Origin of the sequence: Methylobacter sp. Wu8 (genome assembly GCF_036440755.1) — a bacterium.
GTDB lineage: Bacteria > Pseudomonadota > Gammaproteobacteria > Methylococcales > Methylomonadaceae > Methylobacter_A > Methylobacter_A tundripaludum_A.
Genome location: NZ_JAZGVT010000043.1, coordinates 49,751 through 67,432, shown reverse-complemented (window position 1 = coordinate 67,432; position 17,682 = coordinate 49,751). Strand labels below are relative to the sequence as shown.

General features: G+C 50.5%; 16 protein-coding genes, 1 tRNA gene and 1 pseudogene. 7 read left to right on the top strand and 11 right to left on the bottom strand.

Going from position 1 to position 17,682, the window contains the following annotated elements; genetic code table 11:
* Positions 1 to 184: 184 nt before the first annotated feature.
* Both V3O24_RS03920 and V3O24_RS03915 read left to right on the top strand, forming a co-directional pair.
* The gene (locus tag V3O24_RS03920; protein WP_104424708.1) at positions 185 to 622 is read left to right on the top strand and encodes a GNAT family N-acetyltransferase; all 438 of its coding nucleotides are present in this window, start codon (positions 185 to 187) and stop codon (positions 620 to 622) included.
* A gap of 182 nt (positions 623 to 804) precedes the next feature.
* Positions 805 to 1,359, top strand: a complete 555-nt coding sequence (locus V3O24_RS03915; RefSeq protein ID WP_104424709.1) for a cytochrome b — start codon at positions 805 to 807, stop codon at positions 1,357 to 1,359.
* A 281-nt stretch (positions 1,360 to 1,640) separates the two neighbouring features.
* On the opposite strand, the gene rsmA is transcribed toward V3O24_RS03915, so the two are convergent.
* The 4 genes from rsmA to V3O24_RS03895 all read right to left on the bottom strand — a co-directional run bounded on the left by rsmA (position 1,641) and on the right by V3O24_RS03895 (position 5,116).
* Positions 1,641 to 2,420, bottom strand: a complete 780-nt coding sequence (gene rsmA / locus V3O24_RS03910; protein ID WP_331306291.1) for a 16S rRNA (adenine(1518)-N(6)/adenine(1519)-N(6))-dimethyltransferase RsmA — start codon at positions 2,418 to 2,420, stop codon at positions 1,641 to 1,643.
* Positions 2,421 to 3,410 carry a 4-hydroxythreonine-4-phosphate dehydrogenase PdxA gene (gene pdxA / locus V3O24_RS03905; RefSeq protein ID WP_331306290.1) on the bottom strand — a complete coding sequence of 330 codons (990 nt, stop codon included), beginning with the start codon at positions 3,408 to 3,410 and terminating at the stop codon, positions 2,421 to 2,423.
* A 115-nt stretch (positions 3,411 to 3,525) separates the two neighbouring features.
* Positions 3,526 to 3,602 (bottom strand) — tRNA-Asp (locus V3O24_RS03900).
* Positions 3,603 to 3,796: 194 nt separating this feature from the next.
* Positions 3,797 to 5,116 carry an esterase gene (locus V3O24_RS03895; protein ID WP_331306289.1) on the bottom strand — a complete coding sequence of 440 codons (1,320 nt, stop codon included), beginning with the start codon at positions 5,114 to 5,116 and terminating at the stop codon, positions 3,797 to 3,799.
* A 450-nt stretch (positions 5,117 to 5,566) separates the two neighbouring features.
* On the opposite strand from V3O24_RS03895, the gene V3O24_RS03890 reads away from it, so the two are divergent.
* The 5 genes and pseudogenes from V3O24_RS03890 (at position 5,567) to V3O24_RS03870 (ending at position 10,842) form a co-directional block, all read left to right on the top strand.
* A complete protein-coding gene (locus V3O24_RS03890; protein ID WP_331306288.1) occupies positions 5,567 to 7,099 on the top strand; it encodes a hypothetical protein in 1,533 nt (510 codons plus the stop codon).
* An 80-nt stretch (positions 7,100 to 7,179) separates the two neighbouring features.
* Positions 7,180 to 7,317 (top strand): annotated as a pseudogene (locus V3O24_RS03885) (IS110 family transposase); the annotation flags it as partial.
* Positions 7,318 to 7,737: 420 nt separating this feature from the next.
* The gene (locus V3O24_RS03880) at positions 7,738 to 8,547 is read left to right on the top strand and encodes a formate/nitrite transporter family protein (protein ID WP_104424714.1); all 810 of its coding nucleotides are present in this window, start codon (positions 7,738 to 7,740) and stop codon (positions 8,545 to 8,547) included.
* Between the two features lie 86 nt (positions 8,548 to 8,633).
* The gene (gene cynS, locus V3O24_RS03875) at positions 8,634 to 9,077 is read left to right on the top strand and encodes a cyanase (protein ID WP_331306287.1); all 444 of its coding nucleotides are present in this window, start codon (positions 8,634 to 8,636) and stop codon (positions 9,075 to 9,077) included.
* A 43-nt stretch (positions 9,078 to 9,120) separates the two neighbouring features.
* On the top strand, positions 9,121 to 10,842 hold the full coding sequence (locus tag V3O24_RS03870; RefSeq protein ID WP_331306286.1) for a protein kinase: 1,722 nt from the start codon (positions 9,121 to 9,123) through the stop codon (positions 10,840 to 10,842).
* Positions 10,843 to 11,037: 195 nt separating this feature from the next.
* Here V3O24_RS03870 and V3O24_RS03865 read toward each other — a convergent pair whose 3' ends face one another.
* Genes V3O24_RS03865 through zigA form a run of 7 tightly spaced genes read right to left on the bottom strand, consistent with a single transcriptional unit; the run spans position 11,038 to position 17,660 of the window.
* Positions 11,038 to 12,024, bottom strand: coding sequence for a GTP-binding protein (locus V3O24_RS03865; RefSeq protein WP_331306285.1), 987 nt, complete (start codon positions 12,022 to 12,024; stop codon positions 11,038 to 11,040).
* 5 nt (positions 12,025 to 12,029) lie between these two features.
* A complete protein-coding gene (locus tag V3O24_RS03860) occupies positions 12,030 to 13,724 on the bottom strand; it encodes a formylmethanofuran dehydrogenase subunit A (RefSeq protein WP_331306284.1) in 1,695 nt (564 codons plus the stop codon).
* A gap of 1 nt (position 13,725) precedes the next feature.
* Positions 13,726 to 14,715 (bottom strand): GTP-binding protein, encoded by a 990-nt coding sequence (locus V3O24_RS03855; protein WP_331306283.1) that lies wholly within the window; start codon positions 14,713 to 14,715, stop codon positions 13,726 to 13,728.
* A gap of 44 nt (positions 14,716 to 14,759) precedes the next feature.
* Complete coding sequence (locus V3O24_RS03850; RefSeq protein ID WP_331306282.1) at positions 14,760 to 15,428, bottom strand: DUF1826 domain-containing protein; 669 nt, start codon at positions 15,426 to 15,428, stop codon at positions 14,760 to 14,762.
* A gap of 8 nt (positions 15,429 to 15,436) precedes the next feature.
* A complete protein-coding gene (locus tag V3O24_RS03845; protein ID WP_331306281.1) occupies positions 15,437 to 16,222 on the bottom strand; it encodes a ZIP family metal transporter in 786 nt (261 codons plus the stop codon).
* Positions 16,223 to 16,258: 36 nt separating this feature from the next.
* Positions 16,259 to 16,465 (bottom strand): hypothetical protein, encoded by a 207-nt coding sequence (locus tag V3O24_RS03840; protein WP_331306280.1) that lies wholly within the window; start codon positions 16,463 to 16,465, stop codon positions 16,259 to 16,261.
* Positions 16,452 to 17,660 (bottom strand): zinc metallochaperone GTPase ZigA, encoded by a 1,209-nt coding sequence (gene zigA / locus V3O24_RS03835; RefSeq protein ID WP_331306279.1) that lies wholly within the window; start codon positions 17,658 to 17,660, stop codon positions 16,452 to 16,454. Before zigA ends, V3O24_RS03840 begins: the two co-directional genes overlap by 14 nt.
* Positions 17,661 to 17,682 lie beyond the last annotated feature (22 nt).

The following is a 17,682-nucleotide window of genomic DNA, read 5'->3' as shown; positions in this document are numbered from 1 at the left end:
CAACCTCATTGTTTGATGATAAACGATCCCTCTGATGAGGGCTTGAGGTTAAATTTTAATTGTTTTATCGGGGGCTGTTCAGCGGGGTGTTCTCCGCGGTAGCGGCTTCGTCCAACCCTACGCTCAAGCGGGACTGCGCAAAAGTGCGCAGCCCCTTAGCTCCACGTTATGAGTTAGTGAAGGCATGAAAGAGTTTCAGTTAATGGATGGTAAAACGTCTGATAAAGAATGGCTTTACAATCTCTACCAAAACGCGATGAAGCCATGTATTAAAGCCACTTGGGGTTGGAATGAGGAATTTCAAAGCAATGGCTTTGATAATAACTTGAAGCCCACTGACTGGAAAATAATTAAAAATGGTCTCGAAAGAATTGGCGGATTCGTTTTAAAGGAAAGTAACGACCATCTTTGGCTAGAAATGATTATTATCAAACCAGAGTACCAACAAAAAGGCGTAGGGCGGCGGGTTCTGACTTACATCCAGAGCATCGCAAAAGAAAAATCTTTACCATTACGGCTTAGTATTATCAAAGCCAATCTGGTCAGACCATTCTATTTAAAATTAGGTTTTTGCCAGTATGATGAAGATGATTCATTTTATAAGATGCAGTGGCACTCATAACACTACGCTCAAGGGGGACGGTCGCTATCGCGACCGCCCCTTAGCTCCACGTTAGTTCGATGAAACAAATTGTGGGTTATGCGCTGGTAATTTGAATTCACGAAAGCTTATTAATGTGGATCATTAGCTTTGGAAACTCTGGAATAGAAAATATTAGCGCACATAATTTCTGGGAAAATTAAATGGATACTAAAAATAGCCTGAGTTGGCTTACCCTTATTTTACACTGGATTATCGCTTTCACGATTATTGGGCTTATTGGCTTGGGATTGTGTATGACCAATTTCGAGCTGTATGACTATTATGATACGCACAAGTCCATCGGTATTATCCTGGTCAGCCTTATTGTGCTTAGAGTGGCTAGGCGCATAAAGCAAGGCTGGCCTGTGCCGATTTCAAACTATGATAAACGTGAGATGCTGCTCGCCAAAATTGTACATTGGGTGCTTATCGTTAGTACTGTGCTGATGCCGATTACAGGAATGATCTTCTCTGGTGCTACCGGACATGGCTTTGGTATCTTTGGCTTTGAAATTCTTCATGAAAATATAGACCCCTCTAACCCAGAAAAAACCATCCCTTTAAGCCAGTTCTGGGGTTATTTCGGGGAAATTTCCCATGAATATCTCGGCTACCTGCTTATTTTGGCTATTGTTCTACACATTGCGGGAGCACTCAAGCATCATTTAATTTACAAAGATTCAACATTACTGAGAATGCTCGGTAAAAAAATATAACATTGCAGTCATTGGGACGCGCCGACCGTTAGCAATTGTTGAGTTTATTAGTTTGCCCAAGCTCACAGGTTTTTTATCCTGTGCCAACCGGCGCGCCCTTACTTTTACGTTGAATGGCTGGTTTGTAGGAAGACCGGTCGTACAAAAGAATTATATGACCGTCTCTTGATGGCCGAACCCTGCCAATCAAACCGCCGGTGAAATCAGCCAGGTATGCATCGCTTACCTTTTTCGAGCCTGATTTTACCCCGAACGCTTTGAAAAGGTGCGCACAGCGCCCCCTACTCTTCCTGCAACAGATTACTTAAACTCGCAAACTCGACCAGCGATATGCTTTCGGCTCTCAATGTCGGGTCTATGCCCAAAGCGGTGATTTCTTCCTCAGTGATCAGTTTTTTCAGCGAATTTCGCAAGGTTTTTCGCCGTTGCGAAAACGCCTGGGTGACTACCCGGTTGAGTTTGGCTACATCATTAACCGCAACCGGCGGTTGCCGGTGCGGCACCAGCCTTACGATAGCCGACATCACCTGCGGAATCGGATCGAAGCTTTCCGGTGGAACCTCGAATAACAGCTCAGGCTGGCAATAATATTGCATCATCACGCTGAGCCTGCCGTATTTTTTGCTGCCCGGAACCGCGCAAATCCTGTCGACCACTTCTTTTTGGAGCATGAAATGCATGTCTTCGATGCAATAGGCGTTATCCAGCAGATGGAACATCAGCGGCGTTGAAATGTTATAAGGCAAATTACCGATAACGCGCAGTTTCCCCCCATCAGCCAGCGACGAAAAATCGAACCTTAACGCATCGGCGCTGTGAATGTTCAGGTCGGGGTATTGCTTGAATTTCTCCCTAAGCAAAACCACCAGATCCCGGTCCAGCTCGACCACGTCCAGGCGCACGCCTTCGTTCAGCAATGGCTCGGTCAATGCGCCCTGCCCCGGCCCTATCTCAACCCAATGCTGACCGGGCTCGGCCTGGATGCTGGAGATAATGTTGTAAATAATGTTGTGGTCATGAAGAAAATTCTGACCGAAGCGCTTGCGCGGAGTATGTGCCATTTAGTGTGCAGCCATTGTTAATGCGGTTTGCAGTGCGAATTGCAGGCTGCCTAAATCGGCCTTGCCGCTGCCGGCAAGGTCCAAAGCCGTGCCGTGGTCAACCGAAGTGCGGACGATAGGCAATCCCAACGTGATATTGACGGCCCGGCCAAAGCCGATATGCTTAAGCACCGGCAGGCCCTGGTCGTGGTACATCGCCAATACCGCATCCGCCGAATCCAGGTACTTGGCGGTAAACAGTGTATCGGCCGGCAGCGGCCCGCGCAGGTTCATGCCCTGTTTACGAAAAGTGTTGAGTACGGGTTCAATAATGTCGATCTCTTCCCTGCCCAGATGGCCGTTTTCTCCTGCATGGGGATTAAGCCCGCACACCAGTATTTTCGGGTAGGCTATGTCAAATCGCGAGCGCAAATCCTGGTCCAGTATCCGAATAACCGTGCGTAGCCGGGTATGGGTAATGGCCTTGCTGACTTCCGACAGCGGCAGATGCGTCGTCACCAGCGCCACCCGCAAGCCCGGCGTCGCCAACATCATCACCGGGTGCCCGCCGGTAATGTCCGCAATAAATTCGGTATGGCCGCTAAAAGACAGGCTGGCATCGTTGATAACGCCCTTGTGTACCGGCGCGGTGACCATTGCGTCAAAAACTCCATCCATGCAGCCTTTGGTCGCTTTGGTGATGGTTTTTAACACATAGCGGCTGTTGGCCGGGTTCAGCTGGCCGCATTGTACCGGTTCGGCCAGCTCCACCGGCAATACGGTCATGCATCCGGCAGTCTGGGCGGCGGCAGGCAGCGCGCTGTCGAACTCTTTTATTTGCAGCGGCAGACCTAGCTGCTTGGCGCGTTCTTCCAGTAATTGCGGACTGGCTATAACGACGATTTCGCAGGGTAAATTCTGCTGTGCAAGCTGAATGCAAAGGTCGGGCCCGATGCCTGCGGGTTCTCCGGGAGTTAATGCGATACGCGGTACGGGTAGCCTGATTGTCATCTGAGAGCTGGGATAAAAAAGAGTGATTTTACAGCATAACTACCGGGATTATTTAAAAACACCGGTTTGAACGATAAGAGAGTCGTTTGATAGCTGATTTTATGCGCTGTTTGGATGGCGGAGCGGACGGGGCTCGAACCCGCGACCACCGGCGTGACAGGCCGGTATTCTAACCAACTGAACTACCGCTCCGCAGTTCGAGGCGCGTATTCTATAAGATTACCCTAATCTGTCAAGCGTTAAGGCTTGGCCTGATCGATTATCGCAATTTATTCAACCCGGCTTGAAGCGCCTAATGCTTCTAATTGAACCGTTTTAATTTAATGCTGAGCAGCAAAAAGGTGGGTAAACATCTTGTTACTTGCCCACCTTTGGCAGAATTATCTTTATTGCACTGACTGTCCCGGCGAGGTCGATATCATGATCAGGTCACGCAGGAAACTAACGATTTCATCATGCCAAATATCACTGTGTCCCTCAATCAAATGCTGATCCACCTCAATGTTGAGATAAGGATTATTGGGGACTGTTTTCCCCAGATGAATCAGCTCTGTGCTTTCAAATGCAAACGAACCGAGCACTTTTTGTTGTGACCAGCGACTTTGTAAAGCGTGATAATTGAAATTTACGCTGCGTTCTTCAGTGCTTGTTAAAGGATTGAGGCGGTGCGTGAGATAGGGATCAAAGTGGCCGACGGTATGCCGGTCGGCTTCGCCCTCTGCAATTTCCATCGGGCTTATTTTGCCCACACCCTTACAATTATGCCGGTCAAGCGTTGTATGGGTTTCGAAAAAAGTTGAAAAAAACCGTCCTATAGGGAAGGCCCAGCCGGTAGCCCGGTCAGTTTCCGAAGTGAGAATCGCCAGTTTGGGTAATTGACTGGAAAAATAGCTGCGGCAATAGTCCTGCGAGATGTCGTACAGGGTCGAATAACGCAAAGCTTCAAACGCCGGGTTCATCAATACCACCAGATCGCCCAAACCATTTGCATCGCCCGTAAATGTTTTATTTTTTCGGCTGTCGATAAAACGGTCTTCAAGAATTTGCTGCAAGGCGGTATAAAGCACGGCCCCGCCGAAGCTGTGCCCAATGGTAACCAATCGACTGTTAAACGGCTGGGGTTTTGCTGTTTCCATACCGGCTTTGACATTGACTATTTCTTCCAGCCTCAGCAAGACTTCGGTGACGCCTTGCTGGCCCACTTTCTGGGCGGTATTTTTTCGATCCCAGAAAGTCGCGGCGTTAATCACCGGGATGGTAATGGAGTCTCCGCGCCATCCGATGTAAACCCCTAACACTTTACGTCCTGTGCCGCCGTGGGATTCAGCCTGGGACAGTTTAGTCAGCAGCCGCCGGAAGTCTTTAATATTGCCGTCTTCAGGATCGGCATTGTGATGCCAGCCGTGGATATACGCGACGAGCAGCACATCGTCGACACCGGCTATGGGAAGGTAACTATCCAACACTTTTCGCATCTGCTCGCGCTCCCATAACTGGCCTTGATCATCAAACTCGATAAAAGACAGATAATATTCATCGGGCCGCCCTGGCGCATGATGCTGTATGGCGTGTTTCGTACAATCGCCGGACTGGGCGTATACGCAAGGCTGATAATCGGTACGGTATGCGGCGTTTTGCGCACAACCGGTGAGGAACAATACAGACAGTAGCGTTGCTATAAGCAAAATATAATTTTTATTAGACATACAATCACCTTCCCCTTGTACTTCGATCAAATACAGCGACCACCGGATATTGACGAGTCAAATTTTATAACGGCAAAGGTCATTACACCATCAATTTTGATAGTACACGCAGATAACAGCGAACGCCATTAATTTAGAGCCGCCAAGAGGTATCGCCTCCAGATTCAACAACAGATATTGAATCATGTTCTCCGGTATAATTCTCGGCAACTGCTCCATGTCGCCCTACTTTTGACATGCTGCTTCCGGCAGAATCGACAGGATGCGGGGATTTCAGAGCGTATGTCTGTCCGCGCCGCCGCTTTTTTGATCATTCAGCCGGTTAATTTTAAAGTTAAAGTTTCGTTAAGTTATTAACGAACATACCCTAAGCCCGTTTATAATCGGGCGGAACTTGAACATTTTCCCTAAACTCAAAACCTGTGAAAAGTACCTAGGAGCAACCGCACCATGACTGTCGAACTCTTGATTAACTTTGCGGTGCAATCTCTTGGAACCGTCGCCGCATTCTTTCTCGCCTATCGATCCTTCCAGAAACGCCGAATTCAGCTAGGCGCCGAACCGACGCTACCCCAATACTTTAGCCGCAGAAGCATCTACTGGATAGGGATCGCATCGTACTGTACGCTTATGTCCGCGCTTTATTGGCTGCTTACTTGGCAGTGGCTGTCCTTGGAACCGCTGGTGACGCTGATCGTAAAGAACCTGCGTTCAGGCGAATTAGTGAATCTTCTGAATGGCTTGGGCGGAAACACGATCATACCTTTGATTGCCGCCGGGCTGTTCCTGTTTTTTATCGCCTGGGAAAGCGGGTTCAATCCTTTACTTATTCTAAGGGACAGCATCCATGACGCTTTCGCAATTCCGACCAAGGCGGTAGAGGTCTATAACGCGTTGATCACATCGAGATTATCCGCGGTCGACGACACGCTAAAAGCACAAATCAACAACCGTCTGCTGGTGCCGAGCATCGACCCCGGCGATTTCGATAAATCCAGCGCCACGGTCGAGTATAAATGGGCTCATAATTGCCTTCTTTTCGACCGTATACAAAACTACGCCAACCAACAGTCCTATCGCCGTTTTTTTAACGAACCGTCCCTGAAATGGGGGGAAATCTGCATCTCCTACAATGCGATGTCGGAAAAAGTGGCCGTCTGGAAAGAAGCCGAACCGCACTATACCAAAACGGTCAACCTGCTGAAGGAGCTGGACCACCTGACCGGCCTGCTCTGCCGCTTACTCGCCTCTCTGGTCGTATTCGGCAGCGCAAGCGAAAATGAGATATGGGCAACCGTGAAGCAGCTCGGCGGCAACGTCCACGAGGCCCGCCTTAAACACACCTATAAATACATCCTGCTGTTTACGGCGGCCACCGCCGCCGGGGCCATGTTGGGCCGGGAGATTTCAGTCTGGCTGCACAATGTTTTCCTGTTTCCCGATCAACCGCTGGCGCACTTTGATTACAATACGCTCCGCTGGGTCGCCTACGCCATCCCGATCTATATTCTTCCGATAGCGCTGGTTTTTATTTCCCGGACGCTCGCCTTCAGGCATCAACGGGAGCAATCCGATCGATACTATGGCTTCTATATGGCAATGATGGTGATGGGCTTCATTGTCAGCACCTCCGCATCGGCGCTTATACTCGAGTTAACTTACTACAAAGATCACTTCAAGTTTCTGGAAAGCTTCATACAACATATGCGCTGGGGAATTCTGCCGGCGCTGATGTGCGGTTTTGTGGCTTACCGTATGGACACGCCGGTCAGCGAATCGGAAGCGCTAGGCAAACTGGTCATGGCCGCGGTGTTGCGTTTTCTTGGCTGGGGATTAGTCTCCGTCATCATCATGCTTTATGCGACCGGCGACATGTCCATCCAGGAGACGAATCTGCGTTTCACCCTGGTCGGCACGGCTTTCTTCATGGTCGGCTTGTTGGGAGCGTCAGCCAGCTTCAAAACGGCGAGGACAAATAATTAGCTATTCCCTCCCGTGTCATTAAGCTCCGCAAAGGAATCCGCCGATAGATTTTGCGCTGTTCGCCCCCCGCCATTGGCCTCATCAGTGCCGCTATGTTATCAGTCGAAATCGGTGATGACATCGGCGCTTTTGGCTCACCCGCCAACCGGCCTTGGGCCGGGGTTTGTCCTGGCAACAACGAATTCGACAGGCTCCGGCGGAGCCCAGGGCGAACGCGGCTAAATGCTCAACTGTTTTTCTAGGCTCATGGAAGTTTCCGGCCTCATCTTCCCGTTTTGGTGCATACACCATTCATTTCGGTGCAAAGAATGTCCCGCGGTTTTAGCTAAAGCCTCACTCGTCACGCTAAACGGTTGGATTAATATGATTGGCACAATCTATGCTTCATTTAGCAATGTGGTGCAATGGCGCATCTTCCCTTCAACAATGGCGTTGAAAAGTCGCTTGTTTTAAACAGGCGGCGATAATTTTACTCGTCTATTGTTTATGCCTTTTTAATTAGGTTATCCGCAAACGAGTAAAAGAACGCTCGTTTCCAAGGGTATCAACAGCTTGCGAAAACAAGCTTAATCAAACGAATGAAAGTGTCTTATCCGACACCTCAATTCATTGTGTATCTAATTTTTTAAAGGTGAGTTATGTCCTATCTGATTCCTTCAGAATTTGTCACAAAGATGGTCGACGCAGGTGAATCCAAAATCTTCATGTCAACCAGAGATACTTTGATCAGGGCTTATATGGCCGGAGCGATTCTGGCGTTGGCTGCGGTATTTGCGGTCGCTGTTGCTGTGCAAACGAATTCGCCGATTTTTGGTGCGATTTTATTCCCGGTTGGTTTTTGCATGCTGTATTTGCTAGGTTTCGACCTTCTGACCGGTGTTTTTGTTTTGACGCCGCTGGCACTGATTGATAAACGTCCAGGCGTAACCATCGACGGTATTTTCAGGAACTGGGGCTTAGTCTTTGCAGGTAATTTTCTTGGGGCCTTAACGGTAGCGGTTATGATGTCGATTGTCTACACCTACGGTTTTTCCGTTGAACCTAATGATGTGGGCAAAAAGCTGGCAGGCATCGGTGAAGCGCGGACGCTGGGCTATGCAAAATATGGCGTGGCCGGCTGGTTTACGATCTTTATCAGGGGCATGCTGTGTAACTGGATGGTATCCACCGGTGTGGTCGGGGCGATGATTTCCACGTCCGTTAGCGGCAAGGTGATCGCCATGTGGATGCCGATCATGCTGTTCTTTGGCATGGCCTTCGAGCACTCGGTCGTCAACATGTTTCTGTTTCCGGCCGGTTTAATCATGGGAGGAAATTTTTCGATTATGGATTACTTTATCTGGAATGAGATTCCGACCGTTTTGGGCAATCTGATCGGCGGGCTTGCGTTTACCGGATTGACCCTCTATTCCACGCATATAAAAACCGCGCCTAAACGCGCCTTATAATTGATCCGAATGATACAAGAAAGCCTCAGCCCATCAGTGTCTGAGGCTGATTAACAATCACTGTTTACTTTGTAAAAGGGTTTATCATGACACGCAACGAAGTTACCGAATTGATCATCACGCACAAACTGCGCAAACAACTGACATGGCCTCAACTGGCCGACGCCATCGGCCTGAGCAAGGAATGGACGACAGCCGCCCTGCTGGGGCAGATGACGCTTAACGCCGAACAGGCCGCCAAGGTCGGCGCCATGCTGGAGTTGCCCGCCGAGGCTATCGAACAATTGCAAGTTGTTCCCTACAAGGGTTCCCTGCCCTCCGCAGTGCCGACCGATCCGTTGATTTATCGTTTCTACGAGCTGGTCAGCGTCTACGGCACTACCTTTAAAGCGCTGATTCACGAAGAGTTCGGTGACGGCATTATGAGCGCCATCGATTTCAGCATGGATCTTCAACGTGAACCCGATCCCAAAGGAGACCGTGTCAAGATCGTGATGAGCGGCAAATTTCTTCCTTATAAAAGTTATTGAAAATCTGAGCCCTGTGAATGACTGCGGCCGCTCGCCATAAAAAATGTCCAACCGATTAAAAATCTCCGTAGGCCAATGCTCGGACAAAGGCCGTAAGGAAATCAACCAGGATTTCCACGGCGTTTATATCCCGAAAGAACCGCAGTTGAGTTCGAAAGGCATTGCTATTGCCCTGGCCGACGGGATCAGCAGCAGCGATGTCAGTCACATTGCCAGTCAAGCCGCCGTGACAGGCTTTTTGGAGGATTATTTTTGCACTTCGGAAGCTTGGTCGGTAAAAAAGTCGGTACAGCGGGTTTTGATAGCAAGCAACTCATGGTTGCATGCGCAAACCCGGCAAAGCCGGTATTGTTACGATATGGACAGAGGCTATGTCTGTACCTTAAGCGCGATGGTGATCAAATCCACTACCGCGCATATTTTCCATGTGGGCGATTCACGGATTTACCGATTACGCGACCATGACCTGGAACAGCTCACCAACGATCATCGGCTTTGGATTTCGCAGGATAAAAGCTATCTAAGCCGCGCCTTGGGAATGGATTCCCATCTTGAAATCGATCATAAAGCCCTGCCCGTGGCAAAAGGCGATATTTTCTTGTTCGCGACCGATGGCGTTTACGAGTTTGCCGGCCCGGAATTCATCGTAGACGCCATCAGCAAAGCCGGGGGAAATCTCGATTCCACAGCTAAAGCGATCGTCGATCAAGCTTACCTGCAAGGCAGTACGGATAACCTCACCGTCCAGATCGTCAGAGTCGAAAACTTACCCAAACAGAGCGCTAACGAGCTTTACCAGTCGTTAACCGAGCTGCCGTTCCCGCCGGTATTGGAAGCGCGGATGCTGTTTGACGGCTATACCATTGTCAGGAAATTACACGCCAGCAGCCGCAGCCACATTTATCTGGCGGTAGATAACGAAACTAACGCTCAGGTCGTTATAAAAACCCCGTCTATCGACCTTCGGGGCGATCCGGCTTATTTGGAACGCTTCCTGATGGAAGACTGGATCGCCCGGCGCATCAATAATGCGCATGTGCTCAAACCATGCGCGCAGACGCGCAAGCGCAATTTTTTATACGTGGTCACCGAATTCATTGACGGACAGACCTTGACGCAGTGGATGATCGACAATCCGAAACCGGACCTGGAAACCGTGCGAGGGATTGTCGAGCAAATAGCGAAAGGCTTGAGAGCTTTTCACCGGCTGGAAATGCTGCATCAGGATTTGAGACCCGCCAACATCATGATCGACAGCACCGGCACCGTGAAGATTATTGATTTTGGTTCAACGAGGGTCGCGGGCATTATCGAAATGACCACGCCGATCAGGCGCGACGGCATACTGGGCACCGCCCAATATACCGCGCCGGAGTATTTTCTCGGGGAACAGGGTTCCGAACGTTCGGATATGTTTTCCCTGTCCGTGATTGCCTATCAAATGTTGACCGGCAAGCTGCCCTATGGCGCTGAAGTAGCCAAATGCAAGACCAAAGCCGCGCAAAACAAATTAATGTATGACTCTTTGCGTTATGAGAATCGCGAAATTCCAGCCTGGGTTGACGATGCGATCAGGAAGGCGGCGCATCCGAATCCTTACAAACGCTACGAGGACCTGACCGAATTCATTTTCGATCTGCGTCATCCGAATCAGGCGTTTCTGAACAAGACCCGTCAACCACTTTTGGAACGAAACCCATTGGCTTTCTGGAAAGGTGTTTCTTTTATCCTCGCGCTTATCATCATAGTATTATTGAATAACTGATGTTACGCACAGATAGTTTTGTCCTGTTTGCCGCGCTGCATGGATCGAGCGGGTAGAAAGCACTCAATTCGCGGCGCAGCGCGCCGTGCAAATCCAGAACCTGCTATTGCGTACCTAGACGGCTTTATTGTCCGGCTACTATCAGCCAGATTTCAGGCTTCCAGCTAACAAATTTGCGATTAGCGAAGGATTCATTCACACATTATGACTGCGCAATTGCGTCATCAGCTCTTCAGCCAAGCCCTTTACTTCACCTTGGGTAATAATAACCAGCCGTCCAACGCCGTCATCGGACGTTCTTACCGGCAGCCGCGTTGCCGGATAAAGCCTTCCGGAGCCCCCTTGCACCAGCAAGGGTTGGTTTTGCCCTGGCGTGTAAACCATGCCTTTTACGCGGACCAGCTGTTTAGGGTAATGGGCAATCAGGTATTCCAATGTTTTTTGCATCCGCTCCCACGGTAGCGGATGCTCAAGCTGCAAGGTGATGCTGCTGAAACCGTGATCCGGTAACTCGGGCAGTTCGGTATTACGCAGCCGCCTGAATTTGTTCGGCAAATTGAGCAGCGCATTGTGGTCAAGCTCGCCTTGCACTGCGGTCAGACGGGTTGCGGCGGGAGCCAAGACCGACAAGCGCGCATCCAGTTTTGCAATCGCTTCCGCTGTCGCCAAGTCGATTTGCGTCATGACCACCGTATCCGCCCAGGCGATTTGGGCCTGGGCTTCGGGAAAATAGTCGAAATGATCGGTATCCATGCTCGCCGAAACGGTGGCGATAACCCCTTGCAAGCTGTAACGCGCAGCCAGCCAACGTTCCCTTAACAAAATATCCAGCACCGGTTCAGGATTGGCGACGCCGCTGGTTTCGATGATCACCCGCTCGAAAGGCCTGTCCCCGGAATCCCAAGCCATGCGCAGGTTTTTAAGCAAGGGCGTTAACGAACCTATCACCTGACAGCACAAGCAGCCGCCGACCAACGTCGATAACGGTACTTTGTGCTCGCGCAGCAATTGTTGGTCGATCGGGGTAGCGCCGAACTCATTGATAATCACGGCGGATTGGGGCGCATGGCTCAATAAACGATTCAGTAACGTGGTTTTCCCGCTGCCGAGAAAACCGCTGATAATGAATACGGGTATGCGTTCAATAACGTTGGATGACCTGGCTAGACTGTAATTATTCATGTGATTTATTGATAAATGGTATTTGCGGCGGCTTCCCGACAGGCCGAATAAGGCTGTCCGGCATCATGGCTGACAAAGCGCTCGCTATCCGCCTGCCTGAAACTGACATCCGCCACCTTAAAATTATCCAGGCTCAGGTTATAAAAGCGGTCGTAGTAGGCCTGTAGTTCGCGTTTGATTTGCCGATCAAAAGGCAACTGAATCATTTGCGTGGCGCCGTTACGGCGCTGCTGTACAACGCCGTTTTTTACCGCCAATTCCCCGTTTTTAAAGACCAGGTCGGCAGCGCTGAACATTGCCTCCTTATCGGCTTCCGGGGTGTACACCGCAATATCGGCAATGGCGCCGGGCATTAAATGGCCTCTATCCTTTAAGCCTAGCATACGCGCCGCTGCGGTACGGGTCATAACGGCGATTTCATACAACGAAAACTCTTTTTTCAGCTCCTTTAATAAACTCATCGCGACCGCTTCCTGATTCAGTTCGGCCATGCATTCCAAACGAAAATCGTAATCCATTAACAGCCGGATCAAATGCGGATAGCGCGTAAACGGGCCGCCGTTGGGATGATCGGTAGTAAAAAACAGGCGCCACGGGTCTTCGGCCAGCAAAAATATTTCCAAGCCGATCAACCATTGCAAGCTGTTAACAAAACTTTTTTGCTGATAATGGTACGGAACAGCGCCGCCGCTGCCTTCGCATTCGGCATCCCACATCACCCATTTGTTGGGCGTCGCATCGTTACGGCGGCTGTATTGGGCAATCACATCGCCGGAAATAGTCACGGTCCGGCCAAACAACACCTGACCGACGTCCATCGTGATATTGCGATGTTGATTAAATCCGTCGATTAATTTGGCCGCCGCCGATGAAAAGCCCCGGCCGCCTTCGTTGCCATAGCCGTAAAACTGGATATGCGCCAAATGCATCGGCAAGCCTTGCGCGGCTTCCATGGTGGCGATAGCGGTATCGACATTGCCGGGAATACCCAAGTTATTGCAATGCACATGTACAGGGTGCGGCAGTTGAATGTCGCACGCCGCGCGTTGCAGCGTTTGCAAAATCTGCCGGGAACTCACGCCGTAATCCGGCACCACATCATCCAACGCAAAACTGCGCACATTCGATTTAAAGGCGTTGGCGCCGCCGGCATTGATCACCTTTAAACCCAAACAGCGGGTCGCCTGTAAGGTCCAGGCCACATAATCGTTGACCTGGTTTTGACTAGCCTTAGCGCGCAGCAGCCGCAACAGGAAATCATCGTTACCGAGAATGGCCAGGCCCGCGGTATCGATGATCGGAATGTCGGCCATTTGCAAGTGGGCATCCAGCGCGTTAGCGGGCAATACCGCCGGTTCAACCACGGTCGTGTAACCCATTTGCGCGTAGCGATAACCGGTTTCCGTGGTTGACCAGCGCGCGGTGCTGAACGCGTGACCCAGCTTGCGAGCCATGAAGTTGCGGTGCTGTTCGGGCAGCAACAAGCGCGCGGTGTTAACGTTGCCGCCGGCAATGTGGCTATGAATATCGATCGCTCCGGCCATGACGATTTTGCCGGAGACGTCATAATCGGCATCAATCCTCACGCCTGAACCGGGCTTGGAAACAATCGCGCCATCGCGGACAAACAGGTCTTGAACGGTGCCGTTCAGGCCTTGGGCGGGATCGAAAACTTGTCCGCCGGTTAAACGCGTCAACATCTCAAATGATCCTGCAACTGTCCAGCGCTTCGTGTATGGCCTGTTTGGGCAGGTTACGCCCGATAAAGACCAAGGTTGACCGGCGGATTTCATCGGCCGCCCAAGGCACGCCAATACTGTCTGCCAGCAGCATGTGTACGCCTTGGTAAATCACCTTGCGGTCGCAGCCCGCTATATGGACGATGCCTTTATAGCGCAATAAATCGTTGCCGTAATCCCTGACCATGACATCGATAAAGGCGATCATTTTTGCCGCATCGAAAGCCTTGTCGGTGCGGTATACGAAAGACGCGATACCGCCATCGTGTTCATGGCTGACGTCTTCCAGAAAATCGGGTTCAATTTCCAGAATGGCATTGAGATTGAAACCGCGTATGTCGAGAATTTCACCGATGTCGGTTTCGCCGAAATGAGCATGAGCGATAGGCGCGCGGGCGTTGATTGCGCGTAACCGCGCTTCCAATGCGGCCAGTTGTTCCGGCGTTATCAAGTCGGTTTTGGATAACAGCAAGCGGTCTGCAAAGCCGACCTGCTCTTCCGCTTCATGGCATTCAGCAAGTTGTTTAAGTGCGTGTTTGGCATCAACGACGGTAATAATCGCATCGAGCAGATAATATTCACCAATATCCTGCTCGACAAAAAACGTTTGCGCGACAGGCGCGGGGTCCGCCAGTCCGGTAGTTTCGATAACGACCCGCTCAAAGTGCAGCAAACCGTTCTCCCGTTTTTCGGCCAACTCGCCCAAAATCCGCACCAAGTCGCCGCGCACAGTGCAGCAAATACAGCCGTTGTTCATTTCAACGATTTGCTCCTCCCCCTGAATCAGCAGGTCGTTATCGATACCGGCTTCGCCGAATTCATTTTCGATGACTGCAATGCGGCGGCCATGTTCCTCGGACAGGATACGATTTAAAAGCGTCGTTTTTCCTGCGCCTAAAAAACCGGTCAAAATGGTGACCGGAACAGGTGTGGAGCGGTTAGAATCAGGCATGGATTATCCTATCGGTTATAAAAAATGAAGTTTGCGTAACAAACTCAGCCAAAATCCAGCGTCAATAACAAACGCCGGGGTGAATTGAGCGTCAATTTTGGCGAGCGATGTATCGCGCCATGCTGTTCATTGCCTTCCCATAAACCGCCTTTCAGCAAACCGATAGCATAAGGCGGCATCTTGTGGATCGCGTTAGTGTCCAAAATCAGGCCCGAGAGTTCGTCGCTTAAGCCGCCTGAACCGCTGCCCAATTTACGCCGGTCGGCATAAGCATCTTCCAGCCATTCGGTGCCGATGCCGCCGTAAGTACACACCAAACGACAAGTCACCGAATCGACATGAAATTTGGGACACATCGCATGATCCAAGGTATTCAAACGCAAGCCGACACGCTTCAACTCGAATAAATCGCAATAAAGCGCGGTTAAAGCGGCCACATCGTTGCAAAATTCCCGGTAACCCGGTAAATGTGCTGCCTGAGGCTGTAGGCTAAAGAAATCGAATGACGCAAAGTCAATGCTTTCAACAAAAACGATTGGATTGGGAAGTCTTAACACATGCTCGACAAAGCGGCTCAGTTCGTTATCAACCTGTCGCTCTACCAGGCAAAGATTGATGCCGGGTTGATAGATTTGGGCCAAATCGGCCACGTCGTCAGACAGGTAAGCTTGAGAATAAAGCGGCTTTGTTAAATGCTGCGCGGCAACAACCATGTTTGTCCTCATTGATTGAATAAAAAACGTTCCAGAATAATAATCGACTGCATGAAGCCGATACCGAATGCGAAAATTGTCGTTTGCCCAAACAGATGGGGCAACGTTGAATGTTCGTGTAAAGCGGGAATCATGTCGGTGGCGGCAATATAGATAAATCCGCCTGCCGCAATCGGCAGTAAAAATACCAAGGACGATTCCGCGACTTGACTGAACAACAGGGTAAATACCGCGCCGACGACAACCGTCAGCGAACAATAAAAGTTATAAAGAACCGCTTTGGCCGGTGGGTATCCGCCATAAACCAGTGCGCCGACATCGCCGATTTCCTGGGGAATTTCATGGGCAATAATCGCCAAGGTCGTGGTAAAGCCTAATACCGGATCCACTAAAAAACTGCCCGCAATCAAAATGCCATCGACAAAGTTATGGATGGCGTCGCCCATTAAGTTCATCTTTGCGATGGGTTTGATGTACCCGGATTGTTCCGATATATCAATGTGATGGTCATGCCGCCAACGCACCACTTTTTCCAGTATAAAAAAGATAAACACGCCTGCGAGGGTTAGCAAACAAACCGTGGAGACCGAACCCTGCCGGTTTACCGCATCGGGAATCAAATGAATAAAGGCGTCGCCCAATAACACGCCGACCGCCAAGGCGACCAGATAAGGAATAATCCGTTTTAATTGTTCCGCCTCGACCCATAAGGCGAACATGCCGCTCATTGAGGTCAGGCTGACCAGAAAACTTGCGCCGATAGCGCCCGCAACTATTTCAAATGAAAGATTCATCGTTATTCATTATTCGGAAATTCTTTTGGGATAAATTTACCGGCGTGAGCCGTAAATGAATTCGGCAATGGCATCCGGCAGCAGATGCAATACCGCATCCGCCAATAACACGCCACCCACTACAGCGATTAAATTCGACGCAATGCGTTTTAAACGTTTGTCCTTAAGCCACGGCGACAACAAGCCCAAGCTTATTAACAGGCCCGCGCCGATGGCATGAACAGTGCAATCAAGACTGCTCATCGGTCAACCATTCCGGGAAATTATCCCGGTAGGTTTGCCATGCGTCCTTACCGGCCGACAATTCCTCATCGTTCAACAAACACAGGTCCAATTCCCGGCACGCCTTATCGGCATCGATGTTTTGACCGATAAAGACCAGTTCTTGCCGGCAATCGCCAAAAGGGGCTTGCCAGTTAGCGCGAATATCCGCGACGTAATCTTCAGGCCATTCCGCTTCAGGCACCGACGCCCACCAGCGTCCGGCGCAGCCATGTTGTAGGGTTCCGCCGGCTTGCGACCAGTTGCCGACCCATTCTGGCCGCGAGGCCAGCCAAAAAAAACCTTTGGAGCGCAGCAAGGTGCCGTTGTTCCAATCGTCGCGATGCAGGTAATCGTAAAAACGCTCGGGGTGAAACGGCTTACGGGCGGCGTAAACGAAACTGGCGATGCCGTATTCCTCGGTTTCGGGCTTATGCGTACCGCGCATTTCTTGCAGCCAGCCCGGCGCCTGTTCCGCCTGTTCGAAATTGAAGCGTCCGGTATTGATGATTTTACGAAGAGGCGCTTGCCCCATGACCATCGGGATGATCTCGGCATCGCGATTCAGGGTGTGCAAAATGGCTGTCAGGTTAGCCAGCTCGTCACTGCACACCAAATCCGCTTTTGAAATCAGAATCACGTTACTGAATTCCACCTGCTCCACCAGCAAATCGGCGATATTGCGTTCATCCTCCTCGCCCAGTTCGGCATGGATGTCTTTCAGCGATTGAGCTTCCAGGTAATCCCGCATGAAGTTGACCGCATCGACCACCGTCACCAGGGTGTCCAGTTTGGATATATCCGACAAGCTAACGCCGTCTTCATCCCTGAAGGTAAAGGTTTCGGCGACCGGCATGGGTTCCGCGATACCGGTCGATTCAATCAACAGATAATCGAATCGGCCTTCCTTGGCCAGTTGCCCGACTTCCACCAGCAAATCTTCGCGCAGTGTGCAGCAGATGCAGCCATTGCTCATTTCAACGAGTTTTTCTTCGGCGCGATTGAGCGCAACCTCGTTTTTAACGAGCGCCGCGTCAATGTTGATCTCGCTCATGTCATTAACGATCACGGCTATTTTTAAGCCCTCGCGGTTGGCGAGAATGTGATTGAGCAGCGTGGTTTTGCCCGCGCCTAAAAAGCCGGACAATACGGTTACCGGTAAGCGTTTTTCAGTCATCACTATGCGCGCTCACGCTGTT